The organism is Sphingomonas sp. A2-49 (assembly GCF_025548555.1).
Taxonomy (GTDB): domain Bacteria; phylum Pseudomonadota; class Alphaproteobacteria; order Sphingomonadales; family Sphingomonadaceae; genus Sphingomonas.
Map to the genome: position 1 here is coordinate 1 of NZ_JAJLPA010000011.1, position 16,916 is coordinate 16,916.

Consider the following 16,916-nt stretch of genomic DNA (forward strand, 5'->3'; position numbering starts at 1 on the left):
AAATCTCGCACAATTGTTGAATTGTATCAGCTAGTTGGCTGCGCCGAATCGACTTTGAGGCGATTGTGGCGCTCATCCTGTAAATTCAAAATCAATGACTTAGCCGACAGTTTCGTATCGACACGATACCAAACCGTCGGGACTTGTTGTTGCCCCCTAATTCGCTGACGGGGCCTCGCGGGTTGTCGCGATGAATTCGCGGGGTGACCTGTAGCCGAGGGCGCGGTGTGGATTCACTTCGTTATAGTGGTCAATCCATGCCGGCAGTTGAGCGATGACAGTCTGCGCATCGGGCCTGGGGTTCACGCGGACGTAGTCGCGCTTGAGGGTGCGGACGAACGCCGCGGCCATGCCGTTGGATTGTGGGGTGGTGCGCGGGATCAGCCCGATCCCTCGGGCAAAGGTACGGGTGTCGCGAGCGGTGTAGCAGCTGCCGTTGTCTGTCAGTCACTCGATCGGCTCGGGCACACGGTTCACGCGACCGTAGTGGTGCTCAACGGTGGCGACTATCGGGTCCTGCACGTCCTCAGCGGTGATGCCGCCCGTCGTGGCCACGTGCCCCATCGCCTCCCGGTCGCAGCAATCGAGCGCGAATGCGACGCACACCTTCTCGCCGTTGTCGCACGCGGTCTTCAATCCGTCGGAACACCAGCGGGTGTTGCGCTGGTCGACGGCGACGCGGCCGTCGTGACGGCGTTCCTTGCGCGGTTCGCCGCCCCGCTGGAGCAGCAGCCCATGCATCTTCATGACGCGGTACACCCGTTTGAGATTGGGCGCTGCGCGTCCGGTCTTCTCGGCCTGGCGGCGCAGCAGGGTATGGACACGACGATAGCCATAGGTCGGCAAATCGGCGACGAGCAGCCGGATGTCGCATCCGGCAGCGGTGGTCGCCCGCGCGGTCGTGGCGGTGGCCGGTTGCGCATCGCCGACAGATGCGGGCGAGAAATGCCGAGTGCGTCGGCTACCGCGGCCACAGAATGTCTCCCGACAACGAGGTCGAGCGCAAGAGCAGTTTTTGGGCCTGCGGCCCGGGACACGGCCTCGCGCAGCAGATCATTCTCCAAGGCCTTCTTGCCAAGCAACCGCTGCAATTCGCGTACCTGCGCCTCCAGCGCCCGGTATTCGGAAGCCGGCACCACCTCCTCGCCGGTCAGTGCACCCTGGCTCATCAGCCGGCGCCGGGTGAAGGCCTGGCTGCCGCTGATGCCGTGTTGGCGGGCGACCAGCGACACGCCCCTCCCCGGCAAATACGTCTCCTCGACGATCCGGACCTTCTCCTCCAGTGTCCCCGCCTCCGGCGCTGAACACCGGAAAAGACCTCGCCGTCGTTGTAACGCCTGGTCGTACCGTCAGTCATCAGTCATATGCCTCACTCTTATCTAAGAGTGAGGCCCTGTAAGGTCATTTGAGGGGCCACCTCAGGACTTCATGGGTCGCTTTGACACCAGCATGCGACGTCGTGGCACCTCCCGAAACCTCGAAACCGGCGTTTGGGTCCCGCGTGGTTGCCATTTGGGAGTATCGATCCTGCTCGACACGGCTATCGGCGTCGATCGATCGGGTCTTCGAGGTCCGAGCGGCTGTGGAACGGAGACATGATCCTAGCAGAGCTTCCGCTTTTCCGATTTTCGTGCCGGAAAGCGGACGCGCGTTCATGGTGGCGAGCGGCCCGGCAGCTTTCAGGCCGCGATAGCGAAGAAGCGGGCGTTCGTTCAGCGCATGGGATAATGACTTTGAACGCCCGCCGATAGGGGTAATTCGCCTGCCCGTTTTCAGGCAGCGATCACGGCAAGCGGACGTTCGTTCACCTGATTTTGCATGGCGCAAGACCGTTCGTCGATGCCGACATGGAGGCGGCGGCGAGAAGGAGCGCGAAGACAGCGACTTTGCATCCGACGTCATCATCTCGGCAAATAGGATCGTCTGCTTTCGCAGCCTTCAGCCGAACAGGGGGGCATTTTTCGATTCAGCGTGGCGTCCGACGTTGCGCCAGTTCTTACTGTCGGCCAGATGCAGCATCGTGAGATGATCGGCCGGGACACGATGAATCGGCTCAAGCGTCGCTGGCGCTGGGAGGAGCTCAAGCCGCTACTGGACTAGACGTGACAGTCGATCGAGGCGCCCAAGGCGCAGATCAACTGGGACGGCGCCGAATTATGGCCGAAACGGGCAAACCTCGTGGGCTTTTTCCATCCAGCGTCCGAGAGCTGGACGCTTCTTGCATCACGCGCTTCAAGATCACGACTGTTACGGGGTGGGCGAATACGGCCGTCGCACCGCCGAAATCCCGCGTCATGTATTGTCTATGCGAGCTGACGCCTGACAATAGACGGTAAGTGCCGGGAACGATCTTTTTCTGCGTGTTTGCCTGTCGGTCACGGGTCATTGGTTCGTCGGCCATCTGGCACATCGCACGGGGCCGCAGAGCTGGCTTGTAAATGACGCGGGCGTGCAGGCGCACGACGTGCCTTGGGCGGCGATCCCCACCATGGGCGAGGCGTGGCACAACAATCACCACGCGTTTCCGGGATCGGCGCGCATCGGACTCTACCCCGGCCAAAGCGACTGGGGCTTTGGCTTCTTGCTGCGGCTGGAGCGGGCAGGGCTCGTCTGGAACATCGCGCTACCCGAGCATTTGGCGCGCGAGGGCGCGTTGACCAGAATTGCCCCGGAGTATGCGCACGAAGCCTTGCCCTTTGCGACACTTGTAGAGGAGGCCTGAGCGATGCGGCTGCCCTCCTTCGCCGGCGTGACGCGGCCGAGCCGCTATGCACTCCTCGCGCCGGTGCTTCTGCTGGTGCCGCACGCGGCTGTAGCGCTGCTGCTCCGCGCACGCGGCACGCCGCTACTTGCCGATGCGGGGTTCTGGCTGCTGCCGCTGAGGCGACTGGCGATGAGCCCGGACCTGCCCGCCGGTGACGCCGCAATCGCGTTCTCCGTTGCGCTGATAGCGGCGGGTGCGCTCGCACTCCTGTCGTTCCGGCGCGCCAACTGGTCCGGCGCAGGCTATGCGGTTGCTGCGGTGGTGGTCGTGCCGGCGGCGCAGATCGCGGCCGCGGCGATGCTCGCATTGCTTCCGCGGTTCGAGCGGCGCGACGGTCCGGGTTCTGCGCCTGCTCCGGGCAGCGATACCGCCCACGTGGTTCAGGGGGTGCTCGCCGGTGTCGCCATCATCGTCGCGGCGGTGCTGGTCTCGGCGCTGACGTTTGGCAGCTACGGCTGGAGCCTGTTCGTCGCCACGCCGTTCCTGGTGGGCATCTCCACCGGCTACCTTGCCAACCGCCGGCTGCGGCTCAGCGGGCGCGCGACTGCCCGACTGGTGCTGATCGCCGCGGCGCTGGGCACGGCCGCGCTGGTGGCGCTGGCGCTGGAAGGGTTCGTCTGTATCCTGCTCGCCGCGCCATTGGGCGCCTTGGCGGCGCTGATCGGCGGGGCGGCGGGCCGCGCGGTGGCCAAAGTGGGCCACGGCGGCGGCAAGCCGTTGGCGAGTGTGGCGTTGCTGCCCGCTCTGTTCGCTCTGGAAGCCGCCACGCCGCCCGCTCTGCCGATCACAGCGCGGGCATCCATTGAGGTCACTGCATCGCCAGGTGAGGTGTGGTCGGCGCTCACCGGCGGTAAGCCGATCAAGAGCGAGCCCGGCCTGGTGGGCGCGGCGGGCCTGGCCTATCCCCTACGGGGCCGCCTGCTCGGCCACGGTGTCGGCGCGATCCGGCTGGGCGAGTTCTCAACAGGTGTCGCGCGCGAGCGTGTGACCGAATGGGTGCCCGGTCACCGCCTTGCCTTTCAGGTTCTGACGCAACCACCGGCCATGGAGGAGATGAGTCCCTATCGCCGCGTTCGCGCCCCGCACGTCCAAGGCTATTTCGAGACTGGCGCGACCAGCTTCACCCTCGTCCCGCTGCCGGGTGGTCGCACCCGGCTCGATGTTGAAGCGCATAGCGTCCTGCGCGTCGAACCGGTGCCCTACTGGGAGCCGCTTGCTCGGCTGGCAATCCGCGTGAACCTGTCGCGGGTTATGGATGACCTTAAGGGTAAGGCAGAGGCGGGCGGCCGCGCTGCTCGCCTTCACAGTTCACGTGAGACCTGATGGCTTGTGGAAACGAATCCAAAACTGAACCAACGGCTGTTTCCGGGAAGCGACAAGTTGGCCCCAATGCCGGCACGACGCTGTTCCTGCCGGTGCATGCCCCCGGTGCGCTGTTCCAGGTGGGCGACGGCCATGCCGCGCAGGGCAATGGCGAGGTCGACATCACCGCGCTCGAAACCTCGCTGACCGGCACCTTCGAATTCGTGCTGCACAAGGCGGCCATCCCGTATCCGCGTGCCGAGACGCCAAAGGCCTATATCGCGATGGGCTTCGATGACGACCTCAGCCATGCGACGCGAAAGGCGCTGCGCAACATGATCGACTTCCTGGTCGCCGAGAAGGGGATGACGCGGGACGACGCCTATATGCTCATCAGCGTCGCGGGTGATGTCGAGATCACCGAACTGGTCGACCGCAACAAGGGCGTCCATGTCGTCCTGCCGAAGGCGGTCTTCACGAAGCGGTAGCAGGCACGAAGGGGGCGATCGTCTAGGGCAAGGCGGCGTCCACGTCGGCGGCGAAGCGGGCGATGTCGAACCTGGCGGCCCCCGGATCCTCGCCGCGCCGCACGACGACCAGATGGCGGGACGGGATGACCATGACATATTGGCCGCGGTTGCCCTGCGCGGCGAAACTGCCCTCGGGCAGGCCCTGTTCCGGGCCGAACAGCCACAGCGTCGCGCCATAGCCCGGTCCGCTGGCGGGCTGCGGTCCGCTCGCGCGCGTCATGGTGCGCATCCAGCCTGGCGGCAGCAGGCGCTGGCCATCCCAGAGCCCGTCCCGGGACCAGAACAGGCCGAGCCGCGCGAGATCACGGGCGGTGGACCACACCTGACTCGAGAGGACGTAATTGCCGTGCCAGTCGGTTTCCGCGACCGTGTGCGCCATGCCGAGCCTGCCGAACAGTTCGCGGGGCCACGTGCGATAGCGGTCCTCGCCGAGCCGCTGCCGCGTGGCGTAGACCGCAAGCAGGATGTCGTTGTTGGCATAGCGGAAGCGGGTGCCGGGCCGGGCTTCCAGAGGCCAGGCAACCGTCTGCTCGTCGACTGCCGTACCGCCGAAATAGACCGCGTCGGTGCGGTTGCCCGCCGTGTCGCTGTGAAGGCCCGACGCCATGCGAAGGAGGTTGTCGAGCGTGATCGATCGCCGCGGGTCGCCGGTGATCCACTGCGGCACGGCGGCGGGCGCCTGGAGCGCCCCGGCGTCGGCGATGCCGATCAGCGTCCCGGCGATCGACTTGCCGACCGACCAGGTCCGGTTCGACACGTACGGCCCGAAGCCGCCGCGATAGCGTTCGGCAACGATTGTGCCTTCCTTCACGACGATGACGCCGACGGTCTTGGTGCCCGCGCCATAGCCGTCCGCAAAGGCCTTGCCGACGGCTCCGGTCAGCGGCACGGAAGGGTGCGGCGCGATGCCGGCATCGCCTTGCGGCCAGGGGCGAGGGTCCGCGCCCGCAATCGGTGGGGGCCCGCCGGCCTCGCCGCCCGCCGGCACCATGCTGCCGATCGGCAGCGTTACGCAGCCGCGGCCGTCGCGCCACACCGCATATCGCGGCGGCAGTGCGGGATCGAAGGGGACGGTGACGGACCGGCGGGGGCGGTCGACCTGCGCGGCCAGCGTCGGCACGATTTCTTCATAATCGGGATAGATGCCGGCCAGTTCGTCGGCATCGATCTGCGCCGGGGTCCGGCCAGCGTTGAAGATGCCCGAACAATAGAGGGCCGCCTTGTACCCGGCCGCCACCGCGCGGGAATAGGTGCCGGCCGAGGGCTGGGCGACGATCTGGGCGCTCGCCGGCACCGAGATGACGAGGGCAAGGACGGCTGGTGTTGATATCCGCATCGTCGCATCATTCCATCGGCGGGAGCGTATCGCAATCCATCGATGTGGCGCGTGCCGCGCGGCCTTCCTCCGATCGGGTGGCCTTGGCGATCACGAACGGGCAGCCCGTCGCTGCGGTGCCCGGCCATATTTCGCTACGGCGCTCGCCGTTGCCCCTTTGCGATGCGGGCGCGATCGCGCTGGCCGTCGGCGGCGTGCGCCATGAGCTTCGGGCGGCCAGACCCTCCGACCAGCCCGCCGACCTGCCCGCCACGTCCCCAAAGGCCACGCCGCCGGTGCGCGCCACGGGGGCAGGGCGCGGTGTCGGAAGTACCCCTCCCGATCATGCGGATCGCGCCGCCGCCGAGCGGCGCTGCGTCGGGCGATCCGCGAAGCGCACGGCGCCCGCGCCGGTCTATTGCGCGTCGAGCGCGAAGATGCGCGTCATCGGCGCCCATTTCCCGCCGTCCGCCGCGTTCGCGATGCGCTGCTGGAAGCGGTCCATCGTCGCCTGCCAGCGATCGTCGACGACGCGCAGGCGATCGGGGATGGGGCGGGGCCAATCGTCCGCGACTTCGGCGATCATGAACAGACGGGTGGCGACGCGCCAGATCTCCATCGTCTCGATGCCAGAGGCACGGATGCCCTCGATCACCTCCGCCCACACCGCGCCGGGCGCATGCGCGCGTTCGTAGGCGGCGATCAGGTCGTGATCGTCGACTAGGTCGAGCGCGAAACATATCCTGCGTCCCATCGCGGCCGATCCTCGTGCTGACGGTCTGATCCGCCATTCCGTACAAACGGCAGCGCGGGCAGGTCAACGGTCGCGCGGCGGCGCGGGCGACGCGAAACGGTGGTTCGCCGCCCGTCGCGCGATATGCGATAGGCCGGGTACGCGGGCAGGAGAGGTGGCGATGGCGGAGCGCAAGGGACATTATACGGCGCCGGCGCTGGACAAGGCGTTCCTGGTGATCGAGCTGCTCGCCAACAACCCGCAGGGGCTGCTGGCGAGCGAGATGGCGAGCGCGCTCGGCCGTACGCTCGGCGAATTGTTCCGCATCGTCGTGGTGATGGAGGATGCCGGATATTTGCAGAAATCGCCGGCGACCGATCGCTATACGGTGACGTACAAGTTCCTCGACGTCGCCTATCGCGCGACACCGGCGCGGCAGCTGACGAGTACGGCGATCCCCGAGATGCAGGCGCTGGCCGGCGCGATCGGACAGTCGTGCCATCTCGTCGTGCCAAAGAACGCCGAGGGGCTGGTGATCGCGCGCGAGGAAAACCCCGGCGTGCGCGGGTTCGCGCTGCGTCTGGGCGCGTCGATCGATTTGCTGCGCAGCTGTTCGGGCCAGGTGATCCTCGCCTTTTCGCCGGCCGCGACCGTCGAGCGGATACTCGACCGGATCGCGACGCCACCCGGCGCACCGATCGATCGCGCTGGCCTCGGTGTGCGCCTCGCCGCGGTGCGCGGGCAGGGCTACGACACCCGCGAAAGCCCGAACACGCGTGGCGTGACGGACGTCAGCTATCCGGTCTTCGGCTTCGGCGGCGAGCTGCTCGCGGCGCTGACCGTTCCCTTCCTCGAGACGATCGACGGGTCGCAACCGGTGGGGTTCGACACGGCGCGCACGATGCTCGGGGACACGACGCGGCGCATTTCCCAGCTGCTCGGCGGCTGACGCCGAACACCGCGCCTTGCATGATGCCCGGCTTGCCGGTAGCTTTCGCCCATAAAAACGAAATCTCACGGAGACGAGGCCGATGGCGATCCCTGCCCAGATCATGCGCGATCCATCGGCCGCGTCCGTTTCGCGGGGCGATGCGCGCCGGTACGGTCCCGCGCTCGTCATCACGGTCTGCCTGTTCTTCCTCTGGGGGGTGGCGAACAACCTCAACGACATCCTGATCGCGCAGTTTCGCAAGGCGTTCACGCTGTCCGATTTCGGCACCAGCTTCGTCCAGCAGGTCTTCTACTTCGGCTATTTCCTGCTCGCCGTGCCGGCATCGATGGTCATGCGCCGCTTCGGCTACAAGGCGGCGATCGTCACCGGGCTGACCCTGTACGGCGTCGGCGCGCTGCTCTTCTATCCGGCGGCGCAGGCGAGCATGTACCAGTTGTTCCTGCTCGCGCTGTTCGTGATCGCGGCGGGGCTGGCCTTTCTGGAAACGTCGGCCAATCCCCTGATGACCGAACTGGGCGATCCCGCGACCGCGGCGCGGCGGCTCAACTGGGCGCAGGCCGCAAACCCGCTCGGCGCGATCACCGGGATCCTGATCGGGCGTTTCTTCATCCTGTCCGGCATCGAATATGACGAGCGGACGCTGGCGACGATGGACGCGTCTGCGCGCGCCGCCTTCTACCGGACCGAGGTGCAGGCGGTGGCCGGCCCCTATGTCTGGCTGGCGGCGCTGGTGCTGGCGTTCGCGGTCGCCGCGGCGTTCGTGGCGTTTCCCAGAGGCTCTGAGGTTGCCGAGGTCCGCTCCGGCGGCCGCTTCGTCGACGTGTTCCGCCGGCCGCGGCTGCTCGGCGCGGTCGTCGCGCAATTTTTCTACGTCGGCGCGCAGGTCGGTCTGTGGAGCTACACGATCCGCTATGCGCAGGCGAATGCGGGGCTCGGCGAACGCGCCGGCGCCGATGCGCTGTTCGTGTCGCTGGTGCTGTTCGCGACCGGGCGCTTCGTCGGTGCGGGTCTGATGGCGCGGCTCGCGCCGGTCCGGCTGCTTGCGCTGTTCGCGACCGTATCGCTGGTGCTCGCGGGGGTCGCGGGGACGATCGGCGGGCCCATCGGCCTGTACGCGCTGGTCGCTGCGAGCTTCTTCATGTCGATCCAGTTCCCGACGATCTTCGCGATCGGGATCGAGGGCCTGGGGCCGCTGCGCCGCGCGGGTGCGTCGCTGATCGTCATGGCGATCATCGGCGGCGCCGGGCTGACCGCGCTGATGGGGCTGGTGTCCGACCGCGCCGGGATCACCCATGCGATGCTGGTGCCGGCAATGAGCTTCGCGGTGGTGCTGGGCTTCGCGATCATATCGGGGCGCAGCCTCGCCAGGAACGGCTGAGGCCGAGGGAGCAGGACGAGTGGACAGGTTGCAGGGCAAGCGCGCGATCGTGACCGGCGCGGGGCAGGGGATCGGACGTGCCGCGGCGGAGGCCTTCGCGCGCGAAGGCGCGCACGTCATCGCGGTCGATCGCAACGCCGACACGCTGGCGTCGCTGACGGGGTGCGAGACGCAGGTCCTCGACCTGACCGATCCCGCCGCCATCGCGACGTTCGGGGCGCAAGCGGGGGCAGTAGACGTGCTGTTCAACTGCGCGGGCTATGTCGATGCGGGGACGCTGCTCGATACCGACGATGCCGGCTATCGGCTGTCGTTCGACCTCAACGTCCATGCGATCACGCACATGCTCACCGCGGTCCTGCCGGCGATGATCGCCAACGGCGGCGGATCGATCGTCAACATGGCGTCGGTCGCAGGCCCCGTCATCGGCGTCGCCAACCGCTATGCCTATTGCGTGTCGAAGGCGGCGGTCGCGGGAATCACGCGATCGGTCGCGGTCGATTACGTTGCCGACAGGATCCGCTGCAACGCGATCTGCCCGGGCACCGTCCAGTCGCCCTCGCTCGACGAGCGGCTCGCCGCGACCGGCGACGAGGCGGCGGCACGCGCCGCCTTCGTCGCCCGCCAGCCGCTCGGCCGGCTCGGCAAGGCCGAGGAGGTCGCCGCGCTCGCGCTCTACCTCGCCTCCGACGAAAGCGCCTATACCACCGGACAGCTGCACGTCATCGACGGCGGCTGGTCGATGGCCTGATCCCGCGAACAGCAAAGGCATCCCAGCATGAAACTCTGTCGTTTCGGACCCGCAGGCGGCGAACGGCCCGGACTGATCGATGCGGACGGACGCATCCGCGACCTGTCCCCGCATGTCGCCGACATCGGCCCCGACGCGATCGGCCCGGACGGGCTCGCCCGGCTGGCGGCGATCGATCCCGCGACGCTGCCGCTGGTCGAGGGCGAGCCGCGTTTCGGCCCCTGCGTCGCCGGTACGCGACATTTCGTCGCGATCGGGCTGAACTACGCCGATCACGCCGCCGAATCGAACCTGCCGATCCCTGCGGAACCGGTGGTGTTCAACAAATGGGTCGGTTGCATCCAGGGGCCGAACGACCCCGTCACCATCCCGCGCGATTCGACGAAGACCGACTGGGAGGTCGAGCTGGGCGTCGTCATCGGCCGCCGCGCAAGCTATGTCGAGGAAGCCGACGCGCTGGACCACGTCGCGGGCTATTGCGTCGTCAACGACGTCTCCGAACGCCATTGGCAGACCGAGCGCGGCATGACGTGGGACAAGGGCAAGGGCTTTCCGACCTTCGGTCCGATCGGCCCCTGGCTGGTGACCGCGGACGAGGTCGGCGATCCGCAGGCGCTGTCGATGTGGCTGGAGGTCAACGGTCAACGTCTCCAGGACGGCAACACGCGCACGATGATCTTCACCGTCGCGCGGATCGTCGCCTATTGCTCGCAGTTCATGACGCTGGAACCGGGCGACGTCATCACCACCGGCACGCCGCCGGGCGTCGGCCTCGGCCAGAAGCCCGAGCCCTGGTATCTGAAGCCCGGCGACCGGGTGGAGCTCGGCATCGAGAAGCTGGGGCGCCAGGGCCAGGACTTCGTCGCCTGGTCGCGGCCGGGCTGATCGGATGACGACGCGGCCGCCCTTCGTCGATGCGCACCTGCACCTGTGGGATCGCGGGCGGCTGCGCTATCCCTGGCTCGCCGCCGCCGGGCAGGCGCCGATCGCCGCGAGCTACGGGGTCGCGGACTATCGGCGCGAGGCGGCGGCGTGGAACGTCGTCGGCGCGGTCCATGTCGATGCCGGCGCGCATCCCGACGACGGCGAGCGCGAGACGGAATGGCTGGAGGAGGTGGCCGACGCCGACGGCCTGCCGATCGCGATCGTCGCCCGCGTCGCGCTCGACGATCCCGACGTGGCGGCCAAGCTGGCGTTCCATGCGGGGCATCGGCGCGTCCGCGGTATCCGCCATCTGGTCAATTGGGATCGCGATCCGGCCCGGTGCGCCTATCCCCGCGACCTGACCCGCGACGCCGCGTGGCGGCGCGGCTATGCGCTGCTCGCCGGGCATGGCCTCAGCTTCGATTTCCACGGGTTCCCGCCGCAACTGTCCGGTATCGCCGAAGTCGCGGCGCGGCACCCCGATGTGCCGCTGATCGTCGATCATCTGGGCCTGCCAAGGCGTGGGGACTGGCTCGAGGAATGGCGCACGGGGCTTATCGCGCTGGCGGCGTTGCCGCATGTCGCGATCAAGCTATCGGGCGCGGGCTTTGTCGCCGCGCCGTTCGATCCGGCGGCATTCGGCCCGCTGGTGCGCGAGGTGATCGACCGGTTCGGCACCGGCCGCGTCATGGTCGCCACCAACTTTCCGACCGACCGCCTGTCCGCATCGATGGATGCGACGCTCGGCGCCTATGAGGCGCTGCTCGCCGGCTGTTCGGACGACGAGCGACGCGACCTGTGGGGCCGCAATGCCGACCGGATCTACCGATTGGGACTGGACGTATGACCGCGATCCCCAGCCGCCCGGTGGGGCGCACCGGTCTTGCCGTGTCCGAGGTCGGCTTCGGCGCCGCCGCGCTCGGCAACCTCTATCAGCCGATCCCGGACGACGCGGTGCGCGCGGCGATCGACGCCGCGCTCGACGCCGGTCTGCGCTATGTCGACACCGCGCCGCATTACGGACGCGGCCTGTCCGAGCGGCGCTGCGGCGACGCGCTGCGCCTGCGCGACGATGTCGTCGTATCGACCAAGGTCGGCCGGCTGATGGACCCCGATCCGACCGTGACCGACGATGCGATGCGCGACGGCTTCCGCTCGCCGATGCCGTTCCGCCGACGCTTCGACTATACCCACGATGGCATCCTGCGCAGCCACGATCACAGCCTGCAACGGCTCGGCCTCGCCCGCGTCGACCTGCTCTACGTCCACGACATCGGCAGCTACACGCATGGCGAGGCCGCGGCGCGCTATTGGGACCAGCTGACGGCGGGCGGGGGGCTGCGCGCGCTCGACCGGCTGCGCGGCGAGGGGGCGATCGCGGGGTTCGGCGTCGGCGTCAACGAGATCGCGGTCTGCCGCGACGTGATGCGCGAGATGGCGATCGACGTCATCCTGCTCGCCGGCCGCTATACGCTGCTGGAACAGGGCGCGCTCGACGCGCTGCTGCCGGCCTGTGCGGCGGCGGGTACCGCGGTCGTGATCGGCGGGCCGTACAACAGCGGCATCCTGGCGACCGGCACGCGTTCGGGCGGCACGCTCCATTACGATTATGCTCCCGCGCCGGAGGACGTGGTGGCGCGGGTGCGCGCCATCGAAGGCATCGCCGACCGCCATGGCGTGCGCCTCGCCGCCGCCGCGCTGCAATTCGTGCTCGCGCATCCCGTCGTCGCCAGCGTCATCCCGGGGCTGGGCAGCGCCGCGCGGGTCGCCGACACCGTCTCGCTGTACGGCGAAACCATCCCCCGCGATTTCTGGCTCGAGCTGCGCCACGCCGGCCTGCTGCGCGACGATGCCCCCATACCCGCCGAAGAGGTATCCTGATGACCGCCCCCGCCGCGATCCGCCTGTCGCCCTCCGACAACGTCGTCGTGTGTTGCCGAACCCTGTCCGCGGGCGAGAGCTTCGCGATCGACGGGCATGCGCTCACCGTCGTCGAACCCGTGCCGATCGGTCACAAGCTCGCGCTGCTGCCGCTCGCCGCCGGCGACAAGGTGCTGAAATACGGCATGCCGATCGGATCGATGACCGCCGCGGCGCAGCCCGGTGGGTGGGTCCACATGCACAATATGAAGAGCGACTATATGCCCGCGCACCTGCGCGACACGGCGGGGGATCACGCATGACCGACGACACCACCGGCGGCGCCATCCGCGCCTGGCTGCGCTCCGACGGGCGCAAGGGCATCCGCGACGCGATCGTCGTCGTCTATCTGGTCGAATGCGCGCATCATGTCGCGCGCCGCATCGTCGACCGGATCGACGACCCGCGCGTCCAGCTGATCGGTTTTCCCGGCTGCTATCCCAACGACTACGCGCTGGCGATGATGAAGGCGCTGACCGTCCATCCCAACGTCGGCGGCGTCGTGCTGCTGTCGCTCGGCTGCGAAAGCTTCAACCGCGAGGCACTCGCCGCCAATGCGCGCGAACACGGCCGTCCGGTCGAGACGGTGGTGATCCAGCAATCGGGCGGCACCCGCGGCGCGATCGACGCCGGCCTCGCCGCGGTCGGGCGCGTGGCGGCAGCGGCCGATGCGCAGGCGGTGCAGGTGCCGATGCACCGGTCCGAGCTGGTCGTCGGCACGATCTGCGGCGGGTCGGACGGAACGAGCGGCATCACCGGCAACCCGGCCGTCGGCCGTGCCTTCGACACCCTGGTCGATGCCGGGGCGACCTGCATCTTCGAGGAGACGGGCGAAATGATCGGGTGCGAGGGCCATATGGCCGAACGCGCCGCCAGCCCCGCCGTTGCCGACGCGCTCGTCGCCTCCGTCCATCAGGCGGAGCGATATTACCGCGCCATGGGCTATGGCAGCTTCGCGCCCGGCAATGCCGAGGGCGGCCTGTCGAGCCAGGAGGAAAAGTCCGCCGGCGCCTATGCCAAGTCGGGCAGCCGCGCGATCGACGGCGTCATCCTGCCGGCGGAACGCGCGCCGGGGCCGGGCCTCTACCTGCTCGACGTGGTGCCGCCGGGCGATCCCAAGTTCGGCTTCCCCAACATCGTCGACAATGCCGAGATCGGCGAGCTGATCGCCTGTGGCGCGCATGTGAACCTGTTCGTCACGGGACGCGGTTCGGTGGTCGGCTCCGCGATCTCGCCCGTCATCAAGATCTGCGCGAACCCCGAAACCTATCGCCGGATGGCGGGCGACATGGATGTCGACGCCGGCCGCATCCTCGATGGCCGTGCGACGCTCGATCAGGTCGGCGCGGAGATCGTCGCGCTGATCGATGCGGCCGCGGCGGGCGCCTCCACCAAGTCGGAAGCGCTGGGCCATCAGGAGTTCGTGCTGACCTACAAGGCGTCCGCGCCCGCCGGCCCCGGCTGCCTGCCTGCGGCGGCGTGAGGCGCCGCGCCACCGGCGTTCCCGTCATGGCTCGCGCCGGGCACGCCGGGGCGCCGGCAAACGGGGGGCGGGATCTGGCCGGCGCCGCGGGCCAGCCGGACCTGCGCGCCGCGTCGGATACGCGCGAGGCCTGTCGTCCGACCGTCGGCGTGCACCGGCTGCGGGCGGCGGATAGACCTGCGATCCCGGGCAGCGACGCGTAAGGGCCGGCGCCGCAGGGGTGGCGCGGATGCGCCGGTCGTGCGACCGGTGCCGCCGCGGGGCGTCTACCAGCCCCGGCTGCCCGGGATGCCCTTGAACGGGCCGGCAAGATCGGCCGTGATCCAGCCGCCGTAGAAGCCGCCCGGCTGCGGCGTCACCCGTTCGCCGTCGATGGTGCACAGGTCGAACGGGCCGGCGTAGAAGGCGACGTGGTCGCGCAGCATCGCGAAGCCGGGCGTGGGGTCGGGATAGCTCCACGCGACGTCCTCGAACCGGGATCCGCCGACCTCGACGTGCCAGTAGCGCGCCTCGCCCTTCCATTCGCAGAACGACCGGCGCGGGGACGGGTGCAGCAGGCCGCGCGCGATCGCCGCGGGCGGGATGTACCAGCTTGGCGGATGGCTCGTCTCGACCGTGCGCACGGCGGCGTGCGTGTCGGCGACGACGATGCCGGCATGCATGATGCGGACGTGCCGGTCGCTCGGTTCGGCGACGGCCGGCCGGGGGTAGCGCCAGACGCTCTCCTGACCGGGTCCGACCGGATCGGGCCGCGGACTCATGCGCCGACCTTCCGTCCGCCGAGCCAGCGTTGCAGCCGAGGGCGCACGACGAGGAAGCGGCGATAGGCGCGCTCCAGCCGGTCGAGGACGAAGGGATGGCGCGCCAGCAGTCCCAACGGGCGCAGGAGCGGTATCGCGCGCCACATCGCCGCGAACGCCGCCGCTCCGGATACCATCCGTCCGTCCTCCATCGCATGGAAGCGCGCCAGCAGTTCGGCCCGGTCGAGCGGGCAGTCCGCCGGCCCGGTCGCATCGACGAAGGTGATGCGCCCGCGCCGGTCGAGCCGCCGCATCACCGCGATCTCCCTGCGGCACAGCGGACAGTCGCCGTCGTGCCAGACGGTGAGGCGGGTCATCGCTCCGGCGCCGGATTGTCGCGCCAGATGCGCCCGGCCAGCAGCGTCGCGAAGCCGAGCCAGGCGACGAACGGCACGCCCAGCGCCGCGGCCGGCCGGTCGGCCTTCGCCGCGGTCGCGACATAGGCCGCCCCGGACGCGACCATCGCACCCGATGCGATCGCGCTGGCGCCGAGGCGTCGTTCGCGGAAGAACAATTGCGTCCAGCCGCCGACCATCGCGGTATTGACCAGCCACAGCCCGACCGCGGCGTTGCGCGCACCGCCGGCCGGCTGCCGCAGCAGACGGTAGCCGCCGACCGCCAGCCCGCCCTCCAGCACCGGCCAGACGGCACCGAATGCGGCATCGGGAGGGGTGAAGCCCGGCTTGTCGAGCCGGCGATACCAGCGGCGGATGCGCGGATGCGACGGGTCGGGCGCGTTGCGCCGTCCGACCAGCGCGCTGGCGCCGAGCACGATCCCGACCGCGCCGAGCGCGAGCAATGGTGATAGCCCCGCCGGTGCCGGTGCCGGCGTCGCGTCGGCGGCGGATGCGGCGGGTTCCGCGGCACCGGGATAGCCCGACAGGTCCGGCGTGGTCGTGCCGCCGCCGAACAGCTTGCCGGTCATGCCGCGCACCGCCGGCTTGCTCGCCACGTCCAGCGCACGATGCAACAGGCCGATGCCGACCCGGCTGTGGGGGTTCATCATGCGCGGCACGAATTTCGGGATGCCCTGCGCGTCGGTCACCATCGGTCGCATCGCGGTTTCATAGGCTGCGAATGCCGAGGCGACATCGGGCGACCGCGCCAGTTCCGCCGCAAGCACATAGGCGCCGGTGATCGCCAGCGTCGTGCCGACGCCCGCGATCGGCGTCGCGCACCATGCGGCGTCCCCGGTCAGCACGACGCGTCCACGCGACCAGCGCGGCATCCGCACCTGGCGCAGGACGTCGAAGTAGAAGTCGTCGGTTTCCGCCATGCCGTCGAGCACGCGCGCGGACTGCCAGCCGGCGTCGGCGAATCGCTCGCGCAGCCACGCCTGCTGCCGTTCGACCGGCCAGTCCTGCTCGCCGCCGGGCGAGTGCTGCACGGACAGCATCGCGCGCGTCGTGCCGTGCCGGTCGGGGCGCAGCGATACGCTGCGGCCGCCGGTGGCATTGTACCATCGCCACAGCCGGTCGTCGTCGGGCGTCCGGGGAATCGTGAAATAGGCGATCGTCAGGTCCATCCAGCGCGCGTCGTTCTCGCCGGCGAAGACGCGGCTGCGCGTGGCGGAGCCCACCCCCTCCGCAACGATGACCGCATCGTAGCGGTCGGTCCGGCCGCTCGCGAACGTCACGGTCGCCGCCGCGTCGTCCTGCGCGATCCCCGCCACGGCGTCGCCGAAGCGATAGGTCGCATGGTCGGATGCGGGATCGTAGAGCAGGCGGGCGAGATCGCCGCGCAGGATCTCCATCTCCGCCGTCGGCCCATCCGCGTCCCCCTCGCGCGTCAGGAAACGCGCCGCGATCCGGCCGTCCCCATCGACCCAGGCAGTGCCTTCCTCGCCGGTGCCGCGATCGAGTGCCGCCCGTTCCAGTCCCATGCGGCGCAGCACCTCGCGGCCCGGCCCGCGCACGTCGACGTTCTGGCCGCCGTCGCGAAAGGTGGGTGCGCGTTCGACCACGGTCACGTCGCAGCCGGCATGGCCCAGCCACCACGCGGCGGTGTTGCCCGCGACGCTGGCGCCGGTAATCAGGATACGGCGGGACATGGAAACGCTCTCCT

At 69.2% G+C, this 16,916-nt stretch carries 16 protein-coding genes and 1 pseudogene; 11 read left to right on the forward strand and 6 right to left on the reverse strand.

Annotated features, from left to right (window positions below):
- Positions 1 to 156: 156 nt before the first annotated feature.
- Positions 157 to 1,357: pseudogene (locus tag LPN01_RS10560) on the reverse strand (IS3 family transposase).
- A 1,092-nt stretch (positions 1,358 to 2,449) separates the two neighbouring features.
- On the opposite strand from LPN01_RS10560, the gene LPN01_RS10565 reads away from it, so the two are divergent.
- The 3 genes from LPN01_RS10565 to LPN01_RS10575 are packed head-to-tail and all read left to right on the forward strand — an operon-like array spanning position 2,450 to position 4,554.
- Positions 2,450 to 2,722 carry a hypothetical protein gene (locus LPN01_RS10565; RefSeq protein ID WP_262828368.1) on the forward strand — a complete coding sequence of 91 codons (273 nt, stop codon included), beginning with the start codon at positions 2,450 to 2,452 and terminating at the stop codon, positions 2,720 to 2,722.
- A gap of 3 nt (positions 2,723 to 2,725) precedes the next feature.
- The gene (locus LPN01_RS10570) at positions 2,726 to 4,087 is read left to right on the forward strand and encodes an SRPBCC family protein (RefSeq protein WP_262828369.1); all 1,362 of its coding nucleotides are present in this window, start codon (positions 2,726 to 2,728) and stop codon (positions 4,085 to 4,087) included.
- Positions 4,087 to 4,554, forward strand: a complete 468-nt coding sequence (locus LPN01_RS10575) for an acetamidase/formamidase family protein (RefSeq protein ID WP_262828370.1) — start codon at positions 4,087 to 4,089, stop codon at positions 4,552 to 4,554. The genes LPN01_RS10570 and LPN01_RS10575 overlap by 1 nt, the downstream gene beginning before the upstream one ends.
- A gap of 22 nt (positions 4,555 to 4,576) precedes the next feature.
- Here the strand turns inward: LPN01_RS10575 and LPN01_RS10580 are convergent, their stop codons facing one another.
- Both LPN01_RS10580 and LPN01_RS10585 read right to left on the reverse strand, forming a co-directional pair.
- A complete protein-coding gene (locus LPN01_RS10580) occupies positions 4,577 to 5,932 on the reverse strand; it encodes a serine hydrolase domain-containing protein (RefSeq protein ID WP_262828371.1) in 1,356 nt (451 codons plus the stop codon).
- A 394-nt stretch (positions 5,933 to 6,326) separates the two neighbouring features.
- Positions 6,327 to 6,665 carry an L-rhamnose mutarotase gene (locus tag LPN01_RS10585; protein WP_262828372.1) on the reverse strand — a complete coding sequence of 113 codons (339 nt, stop codon included), beginning with the start codon at positions 6,663 to 6,665 and terminating at the stop codon, positions 6,327 to 6,329.
- Between the two features lie 160 nt (positions 6,666 to 6,825).
- Between LPN01_RS10585 and LPN01_RS10590 the strand changes: the two genes are divergently transcribed.
- From LPN01_RS10590 to LPN01_RS10625, 8 genes are all read left to right on the forward strand, one after another.
- A complete protein-coding gene (locus tag LPN01_RS10590; RefSeq protein WP_262828373.1) occupies positions 6,826 to 7,593 on the forward strand; it encodes an IclR family transcriptional regulator in 768 nt (255 codons plus the stop codon).
- Positions 7,594 to 7,675: 82 nt separating this feature from the next.
- Positions 7,676 to 8,974: an L-fucose:H+ symporter permease gene (gene fucP, locus LPN01_RS10595; protein ID WP_262828374.1), complete on the forward strand. Its 1,299-nt coding sequence runs from the start codon at positions 7,676 to 7,678 to the stop codon at positions 8,972 to 8,974.
- 19 nt (positions 8,975 to 8,993) lie between these two features.
- On the forward strand, positions 8,994 to 9,725 hold the full coding sequence (locus LPN01_RS10600; RefSeq protein ID WP_262828375.1) for an SDR family oxidoreductase: 732 nt from the start codon (positions 8,994 to 8,996) through the stop codon (positions 9,723 to 9,725).
- Between the two features lie 27 nt (positions 9,726 to 9,752).
- Positions 9,753 to 10,610 (forward strand): fumarylacetoacetate hydrolase family protein, encoded by an 858-nt coding sequence (locus LPN01_RS10605; RefSeq protein ID WP_262828376.1) that lies wholly within the window; start codon positions 9,753 to 9,755, stop codon positions 10,608 to 10,610.
- A gap of 4 nt (positions 10,611 to 10,614) precedes the next feature.
- On the forward strand, positions 10,615 to 11,496 hold the full coding sequence (locus LPN01_RS10610; RefSeq protein WP_262828377.1) for an amidohydrolase family protein: 882 nt from the start codon (positions 10,615 to 10,617) through the stop codon (positions 11,494 to 11,496).
- Complete coding sequence (locus LPN01_RS10615) at positions 11,493 to 12,530, forward strand: aldo/keto reductase (protein ID WP_262828378.1); 1,038 nt, start codon at positions 11,493 to 11,495, stop codon at positions 12,528 to 12,530. The genes LPN01_RS10610 and LPN01_RS10615 overlap by 4 nt, the downstream gene beginning before the upstream one ends.
- The gene (locus LPN01_RS10620) at positions 12,530 to 12,832 is read left to right on the forward strand and encodes a UxaA family hydrolase (RefSeq protein WP_262828379.1); all 303 of its coding nucleotides are present in this window, start codon (positions 12,530 to 12,532) and stop codon (positions 12,830 to 12,832) included. Before LPN01_RS10615 ends, LPN01_RS10620 begins: the two co-directional genes overlap by 1 nt.
- A complete protein-coding gene (locus tag LPN01_RS10625; protein ID WP_262828380.1) occupies positions 12,829 to 14,052 on the forward strand; it encodes a UxaA family hydrolase in 1,224 nt (407 codons plus the stop codon). The genes LPN01_RS10620 and LPN01_RS10625 overlap by 4 nt, the downstream gene beginning before the upstream one ends.
- A 266-nt stretch (positions 14,053 to 14,318) precedes the next feature.
- Here LPN01_RS10625 and LPN01_RS10630 read toward each other — a convergent pair whose 3' ends face one another.
- From LPN01_RS10630 to LPN01_RS10640, 3 genes are read right to left on the reverse strand one after another with little or no spacing between them, the layout of a single operon-like run.
- Entirely contained in the window at positions 14,319 to 14,813 is a 495-nt protein-coding gene (locus LPN01_RS10630) for a DUF427 domain-containing protein (RefSeq protein ID WP_262828381.1), read from the reverse strand.
- Positions 14,810 to 15,169 carry a thiol-disulfide oxidoreductase DCC family protein gene (locus LPN01_RS10635; protein ID WP_262828382.1) on the reverse strand — a complete coding sequence of 120 codons (360 nt, stop codon included), beginning with the start codon at positions 15,167 to 15,169 and terminating at the stop codon, positions 14,810 to 14,812. Before LPN01_RS10635 ends, LPN01_RS10630 begins: the two co-directional genes overlap by 4 nt.
- Entirely contained in the window at positions 15,166 to 16,902 is a 1,737-nt protein-coding gene (locus LPN01_RS10640; protein WP_262828383.1) for a tryptophan-rich sensory protein, read from the reverse strand. The genes LPN01_RS10635 and LPN01_RS10640 overlap by 4 nt, the downstream gene beginning before the upstream one ends.
- Between the last annotated feature and the right edge of the window lie 14 nt (positions 16,903 to 16,916).